The sequence below is a fragment of the Streptomyces sp. bgisy027 genome (genome assembly GCF_057710365.1).
Window position 1 is genome coordinate 97,498 of record NZ_JBYIVZ010000013.1, and the last position, 17,946, is coordinate 115,443.

17 protein-coding genes and 6 pseudogenes are annotated in these 17,946 nt (G+C 71.5%); 11 read left to right on the plus strand and 12 right to left on the minus strand.

What is annotated here, in order from left to right:
* Positions 1–9 precede the first annotated feature (9 nt).
* A complete protein-coding gene (locus AC3ETA_RS15750) occupies positions 10–1,092 on the plus strand; it encodes a sugar ABC transporter substrate-binding protein (protein WP_432193506.1) in 1,083 nt (360 codons plus the stop codon).
* Positions 1,093–1,186: 94 nt separating this feature from the next.
* On the plus strand, positions 1,187–1,363 hold the full coding sequence (locus AC3ETA_RS15755) for a hypothetical protein (protein ID WP_432193507.1): 177 nt from the start codon (positions 1,187–1,189) through the stop codon (positions 1,361–1,363).
* A 36-nt stretch (positions 1,364–1,399) separates the two neighbouring features.
* On the opposite strand, the gene AC3ETA_RS15760 is transcribed toward AC3ETA_RS15755, so the two are convergent.
* Entirely contained in the window at positions 1,400–2,338 is a 939-nt protein-coding gene (locus tag AC3ETA_RS15760; RefSeq protein ID WP_432193508.1) for a LysR family transcriptional regulator, read from the minus strand.
* 125 nt (positions 2,339–2,463) lie between these two features.
* Here AC3ETA_RS15760 and AC3ETA_RS15765 point away from each other — a divergent pair.
* Positions 2,464–3,033 (plus strand): annotated as a pseudogene (locus tag AC3ETA_RS15765) (glycoside hydrolase family 97 C-terminal domain-containing protein); the annotation flags it as partial.
* A gap of 132 nt (positions 3,034–3,165) precedes the next feature.
* The gene (locus AC3ETA_RS15770; RefSeq protein ID WP_432193509.1) at positions 3,166–4,398 is read left to right on the plus strand and encodes a glycoside hydrolase family 88 protein; all 1,233 of its coding nucleotides are present in this window, start codon (positions 3,166–3,168) and stop codon (positions 4,396–4,398) included.
* A 31-nt stretch (positions 4,399–4,429) separates the two neighbouring features.
* On the opposite strand, the pseudogene AC3ETA_RS15775 reads toward AC3ETA_RS15770, so the two are convergent.
* A pseudogene (locus AC3ETA_RS15775) lies at positions 4,430–4,714 on the minus strand (alginate lyase family protein); the annotation flags it as partial.
* Positions 4,715–4,775: 61 nt separating this feature from the next.
* On the opposite strand from AC3ETA_RS15775, the gene AC3ETA_RS15780 reads away from it, so the two are divergent.
* From AC3ETA_RS15780 to AC3ETA_RS15790, 3 genes are read left to right on the plus strand one after another with little or no spacing between them, the layout of a single operon-like run.
* Positions 4,776–5,360 (plus strand): FAD-dependent monooxygenase, encoded by a 585-nt coding sequence (locus AC3ETA_RS15780; RefSeq protein WP_432193510.1) that lies wholly within the window; start codon positions 4,776–4,778, stop codon positions 5,358–5,360.
* Between the two features lie 7 nt (positions 5,361–5,367).
* A complete protein-coding gene (locus tag AC3ETA_RS15785; RefSeq protein WP_432193511.1) occupies positions 5,368–5,763 on the plus strand; it encodes a luciferase domain-containing protein in 396 nt (131 codons plus the stop codon).
* A 47-nt stretch (positions 5,764–5,810) separates the two neighbouring features.
* Complete coding sequence (locus tag AC3ETA_RS15790) at positions 5,811–6,017, plus strand: three-helix bundle dimerization domain-containing protein (RefSeq protein WP_432193512.1); 207 nt, start codon at positions 5,811–5,813, stop codon at positions 6,015–6,017.
* Between the two features lie 27 nt (positions 6,018–6,044).
* Here the strand turns inward: AC3ETA_RS15790 and AC3ETA_RS15795 are convergent, their stop codons facing one another.
* Together AC3ETA_RS15795 and AC3ETA_RS15800 are read right to left on the minus strand one after the other, a co-directional pair.
* Complete coding sequence (locus AC3ETA_RS15795; protein ID WP_432193513.1) at positions 6,045–6,260, minus strand: hypothetical protein; 216 nt, start codon at positions 6,258–6,260, stop codon at positions 6,045–6,047.
* Positions 6,261–6,521: 261 nt separating this feature from the next.
* On the minus strand, positions 6,522–7,208 hold the full coding sequence (locus AC3ETA_RS15800) for a helicase domain-containing protein (protein WP_432193514.1): 687 nt from the start codon (positions 7,206–7,208) through the stop codon (positions 6,522–6,524).
* A 15-nt stretch (positions 7,209–7,223) separates the two neighbouring features.
* On the opposite strand from AC3ETA_RS15800, the pseudogene AC3ETA_RS15805 reads away from it, so the two are divergent.
* A pseudogene (locus tag AC3ETA_RS15805) lies at positions 7,224–8,380 on the plus strand (serine hydrolase).
* A gap of 36 nt (positions 8,381–8,416) precedes the next feature.
* On the opposite strand, the gene AC3ETA_RS15810 reads toward AC3ETA_RS15805, so the two are convergent.
* Together AC3ETA_RS15810 and AC3ETA_RS15815 are read right to left on the minus strand one after the other, a co-directional pair.
* The gene (locus AC3ETA_RS15810; RefSeq protein WP_432193515.1) at positions 8,417–9,751 is read right to left on the minus strand and encodes a protein kinase domain-containing protein; all 1,335 of its coding nucleotides are present in this window, start codon (positions 9,749–9,751) and stop codon (positions 8,417–8,419) included.
* 235 nt (positions 9,752–9,986) lie between these two features.
* Positions 9,987–10,262: pseudogene (locus tag AC3ETA_RS15815) on the minus strand (serine/threonine protein kinase); the annotation flags it as partial.
* Between the two features lie 494 nt (positions 10,263–10,756).
* Here AC3ETA_RS15815 and AC3ETA_RS15820 point away from each other — a divergent pair.
* Positions 10,757–11,056, plus strand: a complete 300-nt coding sequence (locus AC3ETA_RS15820; protein WP_432193516.1) for a hypothetical protein — start codon at positions 10,757–10,759, stop codon at positions 11,054–11,056.
* On the opposite strand, the gene AC3ETA_RS15825 is transcribed toward AC3ETA_RS15820, so the two are convergent.
* A complete protein-coding gene (locus AC3ETA_RS15825) occupies positions 11,005–11,613 on the minus strand; it encodes a TetR/AcrR family transcriptional regulator (RefSeq protein WP_432193517.1) in 609 nt (202 codons plus the stop codon). The two genes, AC3ETA_RS15820 and AC3ETA_RS15825, sit on opposite strands and share 52 nt — an antisense overlap.
* Before the next feature lie 138 nt (positions 11,614–11,751).
* Between AC3ETA_RS15825 and AC3ETA_RS15830 the strand changes: the two genes are divergently transcribed.
* Both AC3ETA_RS15830 and AC3ETA_RS15835 read left to right on the plus strand, forming a co-directional pair.
* Positions 11,752–12,189: a nuclear transport factor 2 family protein gene (locus AC3ETA_RS15830; protein WP_432193518.1), complete on the plus strand. Its 438-nt coding sequence runs from the start codon at positions 11,752–11,754 to the stop codon at positions 12,187–12,189.
* Entirely contained in the window at positions 12,186–13,064 is an 879-nt protein-coding gene (locus tag AC3ETA_RS15835; protein WP_432193519.1) for an NAD(P)H-binding protein, read from the plus strand. The genes AC3ETA_RS15830 and AC3ETA_RS15835 overlap by 4 nt, the downstream gene beginning before the upstream one ends.
* Positions 13,065–13,227: 163 nt before the next feature.
* Here AC3ETA_RS15835 and AC3ETA_RS15840 read toward each other — a convergent pair.
* From AC3ETA_RS15840 to AC3ETA_RS15860, 5 genes and pseudogenes are all read right to left on the minus strand, one after another.
* Positions 13,228–13,512, minus strand: a pseudogene (locus tag AC3ETA_RS15840) (ABC transporter ATP-binding protein); the annotation flags it as partial.
* A 124-nt stretch (positions 13,513–13,636) separates the two neighbouring features.
* A pseudogene (locus AC3ETA_RS15845) lies at positions 13,637–13,945 on the minus strand (cytochrome P450); the annotation flags it as partial.
* 961 nt (positions 13,946–14,906) lie between these two features.
* On the minus strand, positions 14,907–16,115 hold the full coding sequence (locus AC3ETA_RS15850) for an alpha/beta hydrolase (RefSeq protein WP_432193520.1): 1,209 nt from the start codon (positions 16,113–16,115) through the stop codon (positions 14,907–14,909).
* Between the two features lie 433 nt (positions 16,116–16,548).
* The gene (locus tag AC3ETA_RS15855; protein WP_432193521.1) at positions 16,549–16,947 is read right to left on the minus strand and encodes a hypothetical protein; all 399 of its coding nucleotides are present in this window, start codon (positions 16,945–16,947) and stop codon (positions 16,549–16,551) included.
* A complete protein-coding gene (locus AC3ETA_RS15860) occupies positions 16,923–17,249 on the minus strand; it encodes a polyprenyl synthetase family protein (protein WP_432193522.1) in 327 nt (108 codons plus the stop codon). Before AC3ETA_RS15860 ends, AC3ETA_RS15855 begins: the two co-directional genes overlap by 25 nt.
* Between the last annotated feature and the right edge of the window lie 697 nt (positions 17,250–17,946).

Sequence of the window (17,946 nt, forward strand, 5' to 3'; positions counted from 1 at the left end):
GGAGCTGCGATGCGGACTCATGCCCTGCACGCCGTCGCGGCACTCGTCGCCGGACTGCTGGCGGTTGCCCTGGCGGGCTGCGGCGGGGACGGCGAGGCGGACTCGGACAGCTTCACGGTGGGCCTGCTGCTGCCGAACCGGCTGACCCCCCGCTGGGAGAAGTCCGACAAACCGCTGATCGAGCAGCGGCTCAAGGAGCTGTGCGACGCCTGCACGATGGTGTACGCCAACGCCGAGAACGACGTGGCGAGACAGCGGCAGCAGATGGTCTCCATGATCACCAAGGGGGTGAAGGTCCTGATCCTCGATCCCGCCGACAGCAAGGCGCTGCGCTCCTCGATCCAGGAGGCCGACCGCGCGGGCGTCCCGGTCATCGCCTACGACCGGCTCGCCGAAGGCCCGATATCCGGCTTCGTCAGTTTCGACGGCGCGAAGGTCGGCCGGATGCAGGGCGAGGCGCTCATGAAGGCCATGGCGCAGCGCGGCAAGGGCAGGACCGTGGTGATGATGAACGGCGACCCGAGCAGCGCGAACGCGGCATGGTTCCGCGACGGCGCGATGTCCGCGATGTCGGGCAAGGTCAACATCGCCAAGTCCTACGAGACCCAGGGCTGGAGCCCGGCGAGCGCCCACGCCAACATGTCCGCCGCGATCTCCTCGCTCGGGGCGGACCGCATCAACGGCGTCCTGGCGGCCAACGACGCCATCGCCGCCGGCGTCATCTCCGCCTTCAAGAAGGCCGGCGTCGAGGATCTTCCCCCGATCACCGGCCAGGACGCCGACCTGGAGGCCGTGTGGCGCATCCTCGAGGGCGACCAGTACATGACGGTGTACAAGCCGTTCGAGAAGGAGGCCGCCGCGGCCGCCGCCATGGCCATCGCGCTGGGGCGGGGCGAGGACGTCCGCGACGGCGCGACGACACAGATCGACAGCCCCACCCACCAGGACATCCCGTCCGTCCTGCTCACGCCGGTCCCGGTGACGGCCGCCGACCTCGAACGCACCGTCCTGCACGACGGCGTGTTCACCGTGCGGCAGATCTGCCCCCCGACCCTGCGCCCCGCCTGTGACCGGGTCGGCCTCACCGGATGAGCCGGGGCCCCCGGGCCCACCGGACACGGGGACGGCTGGTCGCCGCGCCGTCGCGGGAGCAGCATGGGAGGTGAACGACCAAGGGAGGTCGGCCATGAAGACCGGAGCCTCGGACTACGACCGCTGGCTGTACTCGCACACTCCCTCGCAGGCCGAGGGCGAACGCGAGGAGCCGGCCGAGCGCACGGCCATGGAACAGCACCCGGACGTCCCCAGGACCGAGCCGTCCCAGGCCGAGGGCGAGCGAACGGACGACATCAGGCCCAGGTGACGGCCGCGCTCGACGGGAATCGGCGGCCGGGTCCGCTCAGGCGGCGCGTCGGGCCCACTCCGGTGCCCAGGTCTCCCCGGCCGGGAGATCGTGGTGCACCGGGGTGAGGTGCTCGCGCAGCGCGGTGAGCGCCGGGTGCGGGTTGTCGGCGTGCCAGAGCAGGGAGTGCGGGTAGACCGGGGTCGGGTCGCGCAGCGGGATCAGGCGCATCTCGTAGCCGGCGGGCCGGACCAGGGGCGTCCGGGCGCCGAGAAAGGTCGCCAGCGTCGAGGAGGCCGCGATGGTGTCGATGAGTGCCTCGACGCCGAAGTTGGGGCCGGTCGCCTCGATGGTCAGCCCGAATGCGGCGGCCATCGCCTCGTAGTACGCGGTCCACTCCGTGCCCGGGACGTTGCCCGGCATCCAGATCGGGTGTCCGGCCAGTTGGGCGGGGGTGACGGCGGCGGCACCGGCGAACGGGTGGGCCGGGCCGGTGAACAGGTGCAGCGGCTCGTCGTGGACCGGGCTGATCTCGATGCCGTCGGGGATCTTCTGCCCCGGCATGGCGACGGCCCGGAAGGTCGCGTCGATCGTGCCGTCCCGCAGGGCGGCGACGGCCTCCTCGGCGCCGGGCAGGGTCACGACGTCGAGGGCGATCTCGGGACGGGCGCGATGGAAGTCGCGCAGCAGACCGGCCAGCGACGCCCGGCGGCCGATCACGTCGACGCGCAAGGCACGGCTGCCGGGCCGCACCGAGGCCCTCGCCCGCTCCTCGGCCTGGAGCAGGGACCGGGCATGGGCCAGGAACGCCTGCCCGTCGATGGTGAGCTCGGCGCCGCGCGGCGTTCGGGTCAGCAACCGCACCCCGAGCTCCCGCTCCAGGGCCGCGACGCGCTTGGACACGGCCTGCTGGGTCAGGGACAGATCGACGGCTGCCTTCTGGAACTGACCGGCGTCCGCGACGGCGACGAAGGTGCGTACGGCGTTGAGGTCCACGCCGCCACCCTATGCGGCAGGGCAGGAAGCCCGGGTCCGACAGGGGGGCGGCCCCTGACCCAGTAGCCGTCCACGCCCACCGGCGCCCACCGCGGTCACAGCTGCACCGGCGCCGCCTCCATCTACGCGACGTGATCGGCTCCATGGACTTCGCCCCCCCGGCGCCTTCCAGCGCGGCGGGCTGCGCCCCAGCTCCGGCGCGGCCGAGGTCGGGCTCACCGTCGCCTACGAGTCCGGGCTCCAGATGTTCGCCGCCACCCCAGAGCCGTACGACCGATGACCGACGACCGATGACCGATGACCGATGACCGATGACCGATGACCGACGACCGATGACGACCGATGACCGACGGCCGCTGGCACGCGCCTACGTCGACCAGGTACCGGCGGCCTGGGACGACACCCGGCTGCTCGTCGGCCGGCCGGGCGAGGAGGCCGTGCTCGCGCGGCGCGGCGGGGACCGCTGGTTCATCGGTGGCGTGTACGCCGGGGCCGCCCGCACGGCCGAGGTGCCGCTGAGCATCGGAGCGGGGCGCCGGCCGGTCGAGACGATCGAGGACGGCGCGGACGGGTTCGTGCTGCACCGGCAGGACCTGCGCGGCGGCGACACGCACGCTGTGGACGCAGTCGCGAACGGGGGTTTCGCCTCGATCGCCTGCCGCCGGCGTCCGGGCATCAGCACCTGTCACCGCTGAGCACCGCCGGGGCGACGGCGACGGAAGGTTGTTCATGTGGATGAACATCACTCACGTGGGTGTACATGCAAGTACCGGTCGTGCAAGGCTCGGTCAACTCCGTTCTCCCGCCCACCAGTTGGAGGTACCGCCATGACTGTTTCCCGGCGAACTGTGCTGGCCACGGCGGCCGGTGCCGCGGCGATCGGGGCGTCCTCGACGCCGGCCGTGGCCGCGGACGTGACCGCCGACCGTGTGCCGGTACCGACCCTGCGCAAGTTCCAGGCCGCGGCCGACTACGCCGTCGACAAGCTCCACGCGGTCGCACCGACCGTGACCGCCTTCCCCGTCGGCACCAGGTTCGAGAAGTGGACCTACTCGCAGAACGGCGACTGGGTCGGCGGATTCTGGCCCGGCACGCTGTGGATGGCCTGGCTGCACAGCGGCGACGACGCCTTCCGTACCTGGGCGCTCGCCTCGGCCGGGAAGCTGGCCCCCCGCCAGAACGACACCGGCACGCATGACCTCGGATTCCTCTTCTACCCGTCCTGGGTCACCGCCTGGCGGCTGACGGGCGACGACAAGTGGCGGACCGGTGCCCTCCGGGCGGCCGACTCGCTGATCCAGCGGTACAACCCGCGAGGACGCTTCATCAGAGCCTGGGGCGCTCTGAACGACACCGCAAACGCGGGCCGGGTCATCATCGACACGATGATGAACCTCGACCTGCTGGCCTTCGCGAGCAGTCAGACCGGGGACGCCAAGTACCTGGACATCGCCGTGGCGCACGCGAAGACCGCCCAGCGGGTCTTCCCGCGCGCGGACGGATCGACCCCGCACGTCTACGACTTCGACCCGGCCGGCGGTGCCGCCATCGGCCCGAACACCGTGCAGGGCTACAGCCCCACGTCGTGCTGGTCGCGCGGACAGGCGTGGGGGCTGTACGGCTTCACCACCATGTACCGGCGCACCGGGAACACCGGGTTCCTCGCCACGGCCCGCAAGCTCGCGGACTACGCCGTGGGGGTACTCACCCCGGACCACGTGCCCGTGTGGGACTACCGCGCCCCGCAGCAGCCGTACGACATCAAGGACGCCTCCGCCGGCGCGATCATGGCGTGCGGTCTGCTCGACCTCGCCGCGGCCACCGGCCGGCAGTCCTACCGTGACGTGGCGCTGCGGCTGCTGACCGCGCTGGCGGAGACCTGTCTGACGCGGAACTCGGCCCGTGCGGACGCCGTCGTCGCCCGGTGTACGCGCAACCGGCCGAGCGAGGACGGCGTCGAGATCTCCCTGCCGTACGCCGACTACTACCTGCTGGAGGGCATCCTGCGTGTGCTCCGGCCGCAGGACGTCGACCGGGCGATCGACCTGTCCACCGTCTGACGGCCCGCGCGGGCTGACCGGCCGGCGCAGGTCAGCCCGCGATCGAGTCCAGCTGTTCCGCCGCCGGGCGCAGGGCCCACAGGTCACCGCCCGGCGGCTCCTCCAGCAGCGGTACGGCACGCCTGGCCTGCTTGTCCCCGGCGTCGGCGGCGGCGTGGACGACGTCCGTCGCCGCGAACCGGTGGAACTCCAGCTCCGGATGCGGCCAGGCGGCGGCGCCCGTCGCGGCGGGCAACAGATGGTCCACCGCCTTGAACAGGCTCTGTCCGTCGGGCCCCTGGTAGGTCCGCAGGTGCACGCCGACGTACCGGCCGACGTGCGGTTCGGCGGCGTAGGTGCCGACGACGAGCGCGGCGCCGTCGCGGTGGGGAGTCGGCATGAACGTAGGCATCCAGGACGCGCACAACCTCGGCCGGAAGCTGGCCGCGACGCTCAACGGGCGCGCTGAGGAGGCCCTGTTGGACACCTATCACGCCGAACGGCACCCGGTCGTCGCCCAGTTGGCCGCGCACAGCCGTGCGCAGACCGCTCTGATGACGACCTTCACACCCGAGGGCCTCGACCTGCGCGCCCTGTTCGGCGGCATGCTCGCCACCCAGCCGGCGTGCAACCGGGCCCTCGCCGAACGACTCACCGGGCTCGCCGTCCGCTACTCCCCGGCGGATCCGGCCGCGCACGCCCTCACCGGTGTCCGCGCTCCCGACCTCGCCTTCACCGGCACGGACAGCCTGCTCGCCCTGCTCCGCCCCGACAGCCATGCGCCTGGGCCGCCGAACGGGAGGACGCCGAACGGGAGGACGCCGAACGGGACGACGCCGAACGGGACGACGCCGAACGGGGGATGCCCTCCACGCACGGTTCACCGTGGCGGTCGAGCGTCGAAAGCGGATCAGGACAATCACGCGAACGGAACGGTTAAGGGATCCTCACCTTCTGGTGGCCGCGCGGTGAGGGGTGAATGATGAGCGCATGACGTTGGCCGCGCGAGCCTTCGCGCAATTGGCGACCTGGCCCGACCTCACCGAGGTGGAACCGAGCTGCGGAACCGGCCGGGCACTGGCCGCGGCCCATGGTGAGATCGCGCACTTCCACTCCGACCAGGACCTCGACCTCTGCCTCACGGCGCGGGTCATCCGACGGTTCGAGGAACATCTCGAAGCCGCGACCGCGGTCCGGCTGATCCCCGGCTCGCACTGGGTGACGTTGCGCATGGAGGTCGTGGCGGACTTCGACCTGCTGATGACCTTGGTGAGCCTCGCGCTGCGCGCCCACCAGAACCTGCCGCTCCCCGAACAGGGGGCACCGGCCCGCTGCAATGACCGACGCAGCGCGGTGGTCGCGCGCCAAGGTTTCGGCGCAGACTGAGATATGGGCCTCAGGGCAGGTCGTACGGGCTTTGGGCAGGGTGCACCGTGGCTGAGACAACACGCGAAGAAGACGCCATCCGCGCGGTGGTGGAACGACTGAAGAGCGCCTTCGGCGCCACGCACAGCCCGGCCGAGGTCGAGGAGGCCGTGGCGAAGGTCCACGCGACCTTCGCGGGCCGCCCGGTGCGCGAGTTCGTTCCGGTGCTCGTCGAACGCAGGGCCCGGATCATCCTGCACGAATCGGCGGGCTGACCGGACCGGGAAGGCCGGGCGCCCTCGCTACCGGCCCCAGCCGTCCGGTCCGCTGCCGCGCCACTCGATCAGCTCGGACCGGCGGACCCAGTCGTCGTCCACCTCGTCCAGGCCGGCCAGGCGCAGGAACTCGACGACGTCCAGCAGGCCGTACGCCATGCCCACGAACCGGTCGTCGACACGGACCCGTCGCCCGCCGTCCTCGGCGAGTGGGTAGACGACAATCGGTTGCGCGCCGGCCATGGCACAAGGGTGCGGCCGACACCGAGCGGGCGCATGCGGAGCGCGAGCCCGTCACTGCGGACCGACGGCGATCGTGCACAGGCCCTTCGTGCTCTGGTGAGGCTCACGTGGAGGTCGCGTTCCCCGCCGGCACGGGCCGCGGCGATCTCCTCCGGGCCGACGACCACCACGCCGTCGAACTCCGGGCCGCGTGCCTGGGACGCCGGTATCAGTTGCGCCCATCGTGTGACCCCGGCGGGCCGCGGCTCCTCGGTCCGGGCGTCAACGCGCACGGACCACCCCGAGCGGCTCACCGGGGTGCGCCGCCGACTGGGTCCGCAGGTCCTCTGCCAGGGTGGCGGCGACGGTGCCCGGGTGGGCGGAGCGCGCGCGAGGAGCGTCGCCGTGGCGGATCGAGCGGCTGGGTGTCCTGCCGGGGGCGATTCGCGCGAGGAGGCCGACGGTCGTCTCCGGGATCTCCTGCGGGGTGCGGTGGCCGGCGGGCAGGGTGTGCAGATCGAACCGCGGACCGAGGGCCGGGCCCAGCGCCTCGGACCAGGTGCGGGCGGTCGAGGCCGGGCCTGCCTGGGCGAAATCACCTACCGGCGTCATCGACCTGGCCGGGCACCGGCGGACGATCATCCGCCACCGCAGGTCGGTGAGCTCCTGCGCCTCGTCCACGACGACATGCCCGTACGTCCGCGCCGGCGGACCGTCGATCAGGCTCGCCGCCTCGTCGAGGAGCGGCACGTCCGCGTCGGACCACGGCGTGCCGGGTGCGCGCAGCAGCAGCGCCCGCTCCTCGCCGGCGAGGAGCGCGAGGTGCGCGAGGTGCTCGGCCGGCGTGCCGGGACGCGCGGCACCGCCGTCACCCTGACATGTGTCAGGGACCGCCGGTCCCCCCTCACTCCCCAGGGTTCGGGTGTCTCCACCTGCCCAGCCGTCCTCCCCGGCTCTGAAACCGTCCACCGCGAAAGGCACCCCATGCGCCGTCCTCTCGCTGTCGCCGCCGCGCTGCTGCTCGTCAGCGGTGCGGCAGGGTCCGCAGCCGCCGCTGCCCCCGGCGCCCGACCCCTGAACGCCGCCGCGTCCGTCCAGGTGCCCGAGGGTGTCACCGCGTCGGCCGCGGTGTTCGACCGGCAGACCGGAACCTTCACCGAGCAGCTCAACACGAGCACCCGCTTCCGGTCCGCCTCCGTCGTCAAGCTGCTGCTGGCGCTGGACTTCCTGTGGGACCGGGGTCCCGACTACACGGTGCCCGCCGCCGACCGGGCCCTGCTGGAGCCGATGCTGCGCAGCAGCGACGACGACGCGGCCGGCCACTACTGGGTGGAGAACGGAAAAGCGGCGATCATCACGCGCATGGCCGGCCACCTCGGCCTGACCGACACGGACCCGCCGCCCGCCGGTTTCGAGGGCTACTGGGGCTACGTCTCGCTCTCCGCACGCGACACCGTGAAGATCTACCGCTACCTCCTGGACACGGCGCCCGCCCCGGTGCGCGACTTCGTCCTGGGCAACCTCCGCCAGTCCACGCGGTGCGCCGCGGACGACTTCGACCAGCACTTCGGCATCGCCGGGGCGTTCGAGAAGCCGTGGGCGGTGAAGCAGGGCTGGTCGGGTTCGTACGAGAAGGGCACGTCCGGGACGGGAGGCGCGGCGAGCGCGTCACGTTCCGCGGCTCCGGCTCCGGCTCCGCCTCCGGCCCTGGCTCCGGAGGACGTGAACCTGTCCCTGCCCGTACTGCACAGCACCGGGACCGTGGGCGCCGATGACCGGTTCATAGTCGCCGTGTTCACGCTGCACCCGGCCGGCACGTCGTACGGGAAGGCGTACACGGACATCGGACGGCTGACCCGCTCCCTGAACCTGCCGGGGGCGCACGGCCGGCGGGGTGGTGGTACGGCACCTGGAGCGACCATGTGAACGTCCGCCGGGATCCGTCCACGCAGCAGGCGCCGGTGACCCGACTCCCTGCCGGTGTCGAGGTGTTGGCGGGATGCCAGAAGAGGGGACAGAAGGTCGAAGTGCCCCCGTACTCCAACGACTGGTGGGCCTATCTGCCCCAGTACGGCGGCTGGATCTCGAACATCTACATCAGCTCGCCCGACAACCGGCTGCCGGACGTCAAGGACTGCTGACCACCGCGCGACGGTGACCGGCGCGCGGCCGCTTCCTCACCGCTCGTAGGCGGCGAGGAAGCGGAGCACCTTGTCGACGTGCGGCTTCACGCGTTCGGGGACTCCGCGCTCCTCGATGACGGTGCGATCGCTCGTGCGGTAGCCGGCCGCGATCAACGCCTGGAGGTCCTCGGCCGGCAGATGGGCCTTCTTGAACTGCTGGTCAAGCCGGCACACGTACAGGCTCATCGTGGAGATCGCGTCCGCCGGCGACCGGTAGTCCTTGTCGCCGGCGCCGGCGCCGGCGCCGTCGCCGTCGCCGTCCCCGTCCACCGCCCAGGCCCGGAACACCGACGGCGTCCACATGGCGATGCCGTACTCCTCGGCCTCCGGCCGCGCCGCGTTCACATCGAACCCGCTCTCCGCCTTCACCATCGCGGCGAGCAGCGCGGGCGTGACCTCCGCGTCGGTGCAGCGCCGGGCGGCGTTGACGAGGACGGGGCGCAGCGCCTCGGGCACGTCGGAGTCCTCCGGGATCTCCCCGGGGGTCACGATGGGCGTGCCGGTGACGGTGGGGCGAGCGCCCCGCTCCAGGTCCTCGTCGCCGTCGCCGTCCCCGAGCAGGGCGAACTCGACCGTGGCGGCGGCCGCGACACCGACCAGCGACAACGCGGCGATCGGCAGGCGCCGGCGTCGGCCGGGCGGGCCGGCGAGCCGCTCGATCCGGGTCATGAGGCTCGCGGCGGTGTGGGGGAGCCGGCTCGTGTGGTCCGGCGCCAGACAGTCCCCGATGAGCCGGCGCCGGTCGTCGTCGAGTCCGGCGTCGAGCCGCAGCGGTGCGGTGCCGCGGGCGTAGGCCTGGGCGGCGAGCGAGCGGGCGCGTGCGGTGGCGCCGGGGAACGGGTGGATGCCGCTGGTGAGTACCTGGTGGGCGAGGACTCCGAACGCCCAGATGTCGGCGGTCGGCCGCACCACCGTGCCCTCGGCGCCGGTGCGCTGGGACCACCACTCGGGCGGCAGGTGGTCGAGCGTGCCCAGCGGGGGCAGGTGGGCGTGGGTGCCGTCGAGTTCGGTGGCCAGGCCGAAGTCGCCGAGCCAGACCTCGTCGTTCGCGCCCAGCAGGACATTGGCCGGCTTGAGGTCGCCGTGCACCCGGCCGGCGCCGTGCACATGGGCCAGCCCGGCGGCGACGCCGCGCAGGATCCGTACCGCGTCCGGCGCCGGAGAGCCGCTGTCGGCGGCCTCCTCCAGCACCTGGCGCAGACTGGCCTCGGCACGGTCCATGACCAGCGCGATCGCCGCGTCCAGCGCGGGCAGGTCCGGTGCCTCGACGGTGCACACGGCCCGGGTCCGTACGAGATGCGGATGGTCCGCTTCGGCACTGAACCGCACCTCGCGCGCGACCAGTTCACCGAGCGCGGCACGCTGACCGGGGGCCAGGGCGCCGGTCGCAGCACCTTCACCGCGGCCGTGGTGCCGTCGGCGACCGCGCGGGCCTCGTACACGGTGCCCCAGCCGCCCAAGCCGATGACCGCGCCCAGTTCCCAGCCGTCGATCCGGAATCCGGCCGGCAGGCGGGGCGTTCCGAGAGGGGTCTCCTCGACGTCCTCCCCGGACTCTGACGAGCTCACGCGCCGACCTCCTGCGGGAGGGTCCGCCCGCGGGACGGCAGCAGCGCGAGATGTTCCTCCCGCACCAGGCCGAAGCGCAGGGCGAGGGAGGCCAGTCGGGCGCGCTTGGCGCCGGTACGGCCGTTGCCGTCCGCTCCAGGATCGTCGCCGACGTCCAGGCGCAGCTTCGCGAAGGCCAGGTAGTCGATGTGGTAGTTGACGGCGGAGCGGGTCAGACCGCGGCAGCTCTCCAGCGGACGCAGCCGCTCGACGATGTCCCCGACGCCGGGCAGCCCCCGCCCGAACTCGGCCATGTCACCCGGCCCCATGTGTAGCAGCTCGGGCTTGCCCGCGCCCCCGGTGTCCGGCCCCGACGGACCTGGCGGCTGGACAATGATCGTTTCCATGCCGGTTCTCCCCCGATGTGATCGCCGGTGTTTCGCAGGCGACTCCGGTGGCCACCTGCCCGGCGAGTGGTGCCTGGACGGGTGCCGCAACTCCCGTCGACGGCGGCTGGTCGGTCTACCCGGGTCGCTGCGACACCGGGAGCATCACCGCTCCCAGCGGCCACCGCAACCTCCTACGCGCGTTCTGCGGCCCTGGGATCATCCCTGGTCTGTTGACCTGGGGTGATGCGAGGGTCTGGGATGCGGGTGAGGGAGTGCGTCTTCGCTTGCGTTCGCCGACCGGGCGTGAACTGTCGCTAGAACAAAGGGAGTTACGGATTTCGTGAGCGTGTGCCGACCCGCTTATGATCTTGGTCGTGATTGCGCAGAACTCTGACAGGATGCCTTCCCGCAAGCAGCGGCTCCAGGAGAAGCAGCGGCGCCAGCTGGCGGTGGTGGACACGGTGGACAAGGCCGAGGTCAAGGTCCGCAAGGCGGAGACCGAACTGGCCGTCGCAGTTGCGGAGGCCGTCCAGGTGTTCGGCGACGAGCATGCCGCCTCCGAGGGTCTCGACATGCCGGTCGAGGCGGTCCGCCGCTTCGTCGGCATGGCGGCGAGCGGGGCGGAGGCGACGGACGACGTCAGTCCTCAGCCGCGGTCGGAGGTGCCCGGGGGAGGGGCCACGACCTTGCGGGCGTAGTCGGCCAGTTGGGTCCGCAGCAGCTCGCGAGGTACGCCCTCCTCGCCGGCCAGGCGCTCGACGAGGTCGGCCCGGGTGGCCGCGAGCAGGGCGTGCGCGGTGAAGCCGGGGTCGGTCAGCCCGGGGACCTGCTCCAGCGCGGACCGGAGCAGGCGGTGCCATCCGTCGTAGTGCCCCGCCTGGTACGGACTGCTGCTCCCGTGCTCCTCCAGGGCCAGCGCGAGCCGGCGGTTGTCGAGCTTGAAGCACAGGACGGCGTCGAGCAGCGCGGGCACGCGCTCCTGCGGCGGGGTGCCGGGCCCGAGGGGTGGCGGCCCCGACTCCACGGCCTCGCGGACCGGTTCGAGCCGTGCCTCGTACAACGCGCGCAGCAGGCCCGCGCGGTCTCCGAACGCGCGGAAGACGGTCCCCTTGCCGACCCCGGCCGCCGCCGCGATGTCGGCCATCGTGAGGTCCTCCGGGCTCTCGGAGCCGGCGAACAGGGCATCGGCCGCTTCCAGAACGGCCTGCTGATTGCGGGCGGCATCCTTGCGGGCTCTGCGCTCGGGCTCGGGCACGCGGCTCCTCCACTCCTTCGACGGGAACGGATCCGATCCGCCGATGGGGGAACGGATCCGATTGAAAAACGGACCCGGAGTCCGTATCGTCGATCGAAGCGGACCCGTGGTCCGCATTGTATGAGACGGAGGATACCCATGTCCGCACCCGTACCGATCTCCCCGGCGGAGCTGTACCGCCACAGCCTGCGACTCCTGCTCGACAAGGACATCCCCGGCTGGCTCGGCCTGTGGGCCGAGGACGGCGTCATGGAGTTCCCCTTCGCGCCCCCGGGCCGGCCCGGACGACTGGAGGGGAGGGAGGCGATCGCCGAGTACATGCGGCCCTACCCGGACCACATCGACCTGCATGACTTCCCCGAGGCGGACCTGCGGATCCACCGGACCGTCGACCCGCGGACCGTCGTGGTCGAGATGCGCGGCGTCGGCCGGCTGGTACAGGCAGACCGCCCCTTCGACATGACGTACATCGCCGTCGTCACGGTGGAGGCGGGGCGCTTCACCTCCTACCGCGACTACTGGAACCCGCTCGCCGTCCTCGAACCCGGCGTCGACTTCTCCGGAAGCAGCCGATGACCACGATCGGCGCCGGCCCCGCCGACGGACCGGCCACCGGCACCACGCTCGTCATAGGCGCCACCGGCACCACCGGCAGCCGAACCGCCGCACAGCTGACGGCCGCCGGTCACGCCGTCAGGGCGGCCGGCCGCAAGGCGGCACCCGTGGCCGGAGCCGAACCGGTCCGCTTCGACTGGTACGACCCCGGCAGCCATCCCGCCGCCCTCGACGGTGTAGAGCGCGTCTACGTCGTCCCGCCCGTCGGGGACCCCGACCCCGCAGCCGTGGTCCTGCCCTTCCTGCGCCGGGCCCGCGCGGCCGGAGTGCGACGCGCGGTGCTGCTCAGCGCCTCGTCCATCCCGGAGGGCGGGCCGGCCGTGGGGCAGGTGCACCGGGCGCTGCCGGGCATCTTCGAGGAGTGGGCGGTGCTGCGACCGTCCTGGTTCATGCAGAACTTCACCGGCGACCACCCGCACGCCGCGAGCATCCGCGCCGAGGGCCTCATCCACACGGCCGCCGGCACCGGCCGCGTCGGCTTCGTCGACGCCGAGGACATCGCGGCCGTGGCCGTCCACGCCCTGACCGACGTGCGCGCCCCCGACACCGACCTCGTCCTCACCGGACCCGAGGCGCTCTCCTACGACGACATCGCCACGGTCATCACCGAGGTCACAGGTCGCCCCGTAGTCCACCGGCCGCTGTCCTACGAGGAGATGCGCGACCGGCTCGCCACACGGATGCCCGAGGAGTTCGCCGCGATGCTGGCGGGCATGGACCGGGCCATCGCGGAGGGGGCGGAGGACCGCGTCACCGACTCCGTCCGACGCCTCACCGGCCGTCCGGCGGGCGGCTTCCGCGCCCTGGTGGAACGGGAGCTGCGCCCCCTGGGCTGATCCCGTCCCTTCCAAGGACGCGGCTTCAGGATGTGAGCCGGAGTTCGCGGCCCTGCCACCGGTTGCGCGGCCGGCGGTCGTGGGCGACTCTTCCAGGGGCGCGGCTTCAGGAAGTGAGCCGGAGCTCGCGGCCCTGTCACCGGTTGCGCAGTCGGCGGTCGTGGCCGGCGTGCATCTGGCCCGCCCGGCCCGCGGACTCCTGTGCTCCCCACTTCATGTTCCCGGCGAAGATGCGGGGCAGACCGGCGTTCTTCAGACTGCGGGCGGCGTCGCTCTGCCGGCGTTCCGCGTGCTCGCGGGCCTGCTGCATCTCCCGCTTCTCCCGCTTCAGCTCCCGCTCGGCGTTGCGGACGTTCTGCTTGGCGACCTCCTGCTCGGCCCGCACGGCCTCCTCGTAGTCGCTGAAGCTGCCGCCGTGGAAGCGCAGTTCACCGCCCTCGAGCTCGGCGGCGTGTCAGCGCATCAGCCGGTGGTCTGTCGGGTCCGGGTATCACCCGGAGATGTCGTCGTCCACCACCATGTCCGGTCTCCTCGAAGAAGGTCGAAAGTTCACAGTACTGTTAATGAGGGCCTCAGCACTCTGGGTGGGGCTGGAGGCGGCTGTGTCCACCGCCATGTGCGAATGCTCGGGTGCTCGGACGGCCGAGGCGGACGGGCAGCTGCTGATGGCCGTTGCTGATGAGTGAGGCCACGGGCTTCAGCTCGGTGGCGGGCGCGGCGAGGCGGATGTCGGGGAAGCGCTCGAAGAGGCGTTGCAGCGCGCAGGCGACTTCGAGGCGGGCCAGCGGGGCGCCCAGGCAGAAGTGGACGCCGTGACCGAAGGCCAGATGGTCCTTGTCGGTGCGAGCGGCGTCGAAGGTGTCGGCGTCGGCGTGCCGGTCGGCGCCGGTGGGGTCGAGGACGATCAGAGGCTGCTCGGGCACGGAGGGTTCCTTGGCAGGCAGGGGAATGAGCTGACCGGGGCAACAAGGCGCGGAGCGTTGTGAGTTCGCGACGACCCCGACAGTCTTGCCCGCACCACGAAGGAAGCCCCACCGGCAGGACCGTATGGGGCCGGAAAGGCTTCACCGATGCCCTGATCCGACTCACCGGCAGAGCCCTGATCCGCCGCCAGACGGGGCGTGGGTATCGGCACCGTTCACAGAAAGCTGCGGCGCGTGCGACACGAGGAGGTCCTTGGTCTGCCGGTGCTACGCCGTCTGCGCGGCTCTGATCAGCGCAGACGCGCCATGGTGAGGAGCACGGGCAGGCTTTGGCCCGAGTATGGCCCGGACCGTGGGAGGAGGTCGATCAGCGATCTCGGTTGTGTCGCTGTTTCCGAGGGCAGGGCCGTGAGAGGTGTGTGTTGCGGCGGGACCACTGGTGGTGGGGAACGCGGTCGGATGTAGTGCCACTGACGGCCCTTGAGCTTTGCTTCCTGGCGGTGACGGCGTCGACGACCGTGAGGTCATCTGCCAGGGCGTACGCACTGCTGTCAAAGCGGACGCGGCAGTTCGGGTGTCTCACGGACGGTATTGATGCCGCTCTGCGAACGAATTCCGTGGTGTCGGCCAATGGCGAGAAGTGGTCGCAGGCCCGGACGGACAAGCCGCCACGTTCAGGCGGTCACGCCAACGCCCGCGGCGGCCAGTCGTCGGCCGGTAGCGGGGGCGCCTGTCGGGTGGGTGGCCGGACGGCTCAGAGGGCGGGGCCTTTCGTGGGCGGCTCGGTCCTGATCGGTCGCGGCCCAGGGAGGTGAGCAGGCACCGGCTGTCATGGCTGGGTGTGCCGCCCTGGCGCTGCGGGCGATCGGGGCGAGCAGTGCGACCTCCGCGCGGCGCGGTGGCTGCCGGGTCGCTGAGGTCACTGGGCCAGGAAGGTGCCGACGTGGGACAGAAAGTCGTCCCAGGAGGGTTCGAACGCGGTGAGCAGGTGATTGCGGCTATCGAGCAGAACCAGTCGGCTGTCGGGAATGAGTGCTGTGAGTTCCAGGGCTTGCGAGACCGGTACCCGGGTTTCGTCACGCGAGTGGACGATCAGCGTCGGACACTTCACCTGGTGGGCGACACCGGAGACGTCGATGGCGGCGAACTCCTCCAGGAAACGGACTCCGTTGGCGGGCGAGGTCGCCTTGCGCTGGAAGGCGGCGAACGCATCCCAGTCCTCCACCGTGCCCTCGGGCAGGAATTGGGAGGCGAAGACCCGCAGGAATCCGGGGTCCTGATCCCTCCACCCCACCCGGGCCAGAGCCAGGTCGAGGGCCGCCTTCTCGAGCTCGGCCTCGCTGGTGGCCCGGATCTGCCGCCCTCGGGCGTAACCCCCGACGAGGATCAGCCTGCTGACCCGCTCGGGACGGCGGGCCGCGTAGGCGACCGCCACCGCGGCCCCCTGCGATATGCCGAGCAACGGGAAACGGTCGAGCCCCGCGGCCTCGACCACGCTGTCGAGGTCGTCGACCCAGTCGTCGAACGTGCATGAGGGCACCACCCAGTCCGAAAGACCGCAGCCCCTTTCGTCGTAGCGGATCAGCCGATGGTTTCGGGCGAGGCCACGCAACCAGTGCGACCACAGCGGGACCGTCCACTCGAGGTCCAGGTGCGTCATCCAGTTGGCCGCCTTGAGCAGGGGCGGCCCCGAGCCGACGCTGGCATAGGCGATGCGGGTGCCGTCGTCGGCCTGGCAGAAACGGATGGTCTGCCGGTCGGCGCCGCTCGGTCCGTCCGCCGTTGCCGGCTCGACGTCGGAGCTTCGTTCCGAGCCGGCTCTGTGTTCGGAGACAGCGGGCCCGGCACCGTCGAGGGCTGTCGTGGGAGCCGTGAACTGATAGCCCAGCCGGTGCACGGTGCGAATCAGTTGCTGTGCGCTGCCGGTGTCACCCACGGCCAAGCGCGCCGTCCGCAGTGCCGTGGTGATGGCGGCCTCGCTGACATAGCGGTCGCCCCACACTTCGTCAAGCAGTTCGCTCTTGGACACCACCCGGTCCCTGTGCTCGACCAGGTAGTGCAGCAGATTGAGGGCCCGGGGCTCGATGCGGACCGGAGTACCAGCCCGGACGAGCTGGTGTCTAGCCATGTCTAGTTCAAATTCCCCAAAAAAGTACTTCTTTATCACCTTCTGCAGCCTACAGCGCCGGAGATGGGCCGACTCCCCACCTCGAACGCCTCATACGCAGTTGACGGGGCCGTGAGGTCGCGCCCGTCGGGAAAGAGCGGCAGCATGTCGCGGTCGGCGAGGGCAGGGTGTCCGGAGTCGGCGTCGAAGACAGGCCTTCGCGCCCCTCAAGGTGAAGTGGGCGTACATGAGGGCCCGGCTCGACGGGCCGCCTCAGCCGGTCCGAGAGTTCGCCGAACTGGTCGACCACGTCGAGCGCGAGCGGGCGGGAGTGGTTCGAGGACTGAGCGGCAGGGAGCCGGCGCGAGTCGATCCCCACGCGTCAGTAGCACCTGTGCGACCAGCCAGGACTCCACGGACTACGGTGTGCCGGTCCGTGTGGACGGGGGCGAGGTCACCGGGTTCGCGGCGCCGGTGCATACCACGGAACGAGCCAGCCGGTGAGGTAGCGATCGCGTGTCTCACTCCGGCGGATCTTGCCATCGGTCGTCCTCGGGATGGTCCGCGCGGGGACGAGTACGACGTCGTACAGGATGATCTGGTGCTCCTCGGCGATCGCAGTGCGAAGCGCGTACGCCACCGAGTCGGGGTCACCTCTGAACGCGTCGCGCAGTTCAGCGACGACGACCGCTCGTTCCTGGCCGTGCACCGAGATACCGAAGGCCGCCGTGCAACCGCCGCGGATCGCCAGATGAGAGCGCTCAGCGGTGTACTCGATGTCCTGAGGGGAGGGGTTCGTCCGGACTATGCTCGGAATGTTCACCCGGATCACGTCCCTCCGGTCGTCGGCCACTGGTTCACGGGTGCCGGGATCGACGATGAGGACCTCGGTACCCCGGGCTCGGCCGACTGCAGGGAACGCCCCGTGGATCCGGCCCGGACGCGTCGGCCGATGTCGTCCTGGGGCTGTGCGACGGTGTCCATGACGTCGTCGTGGATCAGGGCGAGCGCCTGGAACAGTTCCAGCGCGGCGGCCGCATTGAGGACGGCACTCTTGTCCCCCTGCCCGCCGCCGGCAGACCACCCCGCGACGCACAGCTGTGGCCGCAGCCGCTCGCCTCCGCCCAGGGGGCTGTCCTCGACGTCGGGTCGCACCGCGGAAAGGTCCGGTGTGTCAGGAGCGGGGGCGCTGGTCGTCAGCGGGCCTGCCCCGTTGTGTTCACGAACCGTCATGGGCGGTCGGCACCGCCCGCACTTCGCAGTGCGCTGCGGTCCGTGCGAACCTCGGTGGGTCGAGGTCCCGCAGACAGGCAGCCGACGAAGCGGGCTCACAACGGTCTTCGGTGCATCCACTGAATCATGCTCTCTTGCGTATATCAGGGCTGAATCCGGCATTGCCGCCCAAGCCGCTCGATCGGCAGTCGCCAGACCGCTTTGGGTCGGCCCTGCTGCAGAGCCTGCGTGCGGTCCGTCGCCGAAGTGAGCACCGAACTCGGGTGGATGGCCACACGCCTGCTCCCGGGCCCGGTGCCGTTCCATCATGGCGTGAGCCGCCGGGCCACCGCTTGGTGAGATCATGAGGATCTTCTGAGGGACTTCTGAGGGTGGTGTTGCGGCCATCGTGACGTGCGGGCGGCGCGCCTTCACCGGACCACACTCCGGAAGTTGCGGGCGACGCCAGAGCAACGGCGAGCCGAGCGCCGGATCCGCGCCGTCCCCGAACACGCCGTGCGTCGAGGAGCAGGCCGCCGGATTCCGGGCGCCGCGCTCCTTGGCAACCTGGCGCGCGGTGTGGCCGCGATACCGGCCACGGGCTGTCGTGCCGGTGATGCGACCTGTACCCGAGTGAAGG

Coding starts and splice junctions, on each gene's coding strand:
- AC3ETA_RS15750 (WP_432193506.1), top strand. CDS start 10: ATGCGGACTCATGCCCTGCACGCCGTCGCGGCACTCGTCGCCGGACTG.
- AC3ETA_RS15755 (WP_432193507.1), top strand. CDS start 1,187: ATGAAGACCGGAGCCTCGGACTACGACCGCTGGCTGTACTCGCACACT.
- AC3ETA_RS15770 (WP_432193509.1), top strand. CDS start 3,166: ATGACTGTTTCCCGGCGAACTGTGCTGGCCACGGCGGCCGGTGCCGCG.
- AC3ETA_RS15780 (WP_432193510.1), top strand. CDS start 4,776: ATGAACGTAGGCATCCAGGACGCGCACAACCTCGGCCGGAAGCTGGCC.
- AC3ETA_RS15785 (WP_432193511.1), top strand. CDS start 5,368: ATGACGTTGGCCGCGCGAGCCTTCGCGCAATTGGCGACCTGGCCCGAC.
- AC3ETA_RS15795 (WP_432193513.1), bottom strand. CDS start 6,260: ATGGCCGGCGCGCAACCGATTGTCGTCTACCCACTCGCCGAGGACGGC.
- AC3ETA_RS15820 (WP_432193516.1), top strand. CDS start 10,757: ATGCCTTCCCGCAAGCAGCGGCTCCAGGAGAAGCAGCGGCGCCAGCTG.
- AC3ETA_RS15830 (WP_432193518.1), top strand. CDS start 11,752: ATGTCCGCACCCGTACCGATCTCCCCGGCGGAGCTGTACCGCCACAGC.
- AC3ETA_RS15835 (WP_432193519.1), top strand. CDS start 12,186: ATGACCACGATCGGCGCCGGCCCCGCCGACGGACCGGCCACCGGCACC.
- AC3ETA_RS15850 (WP_432193520.1), bottom strand. CDS start 16,115: ATGGCTAGACACCAGCTCGTCCGGGCTGGTACTCCGGTCCGCATCGAG.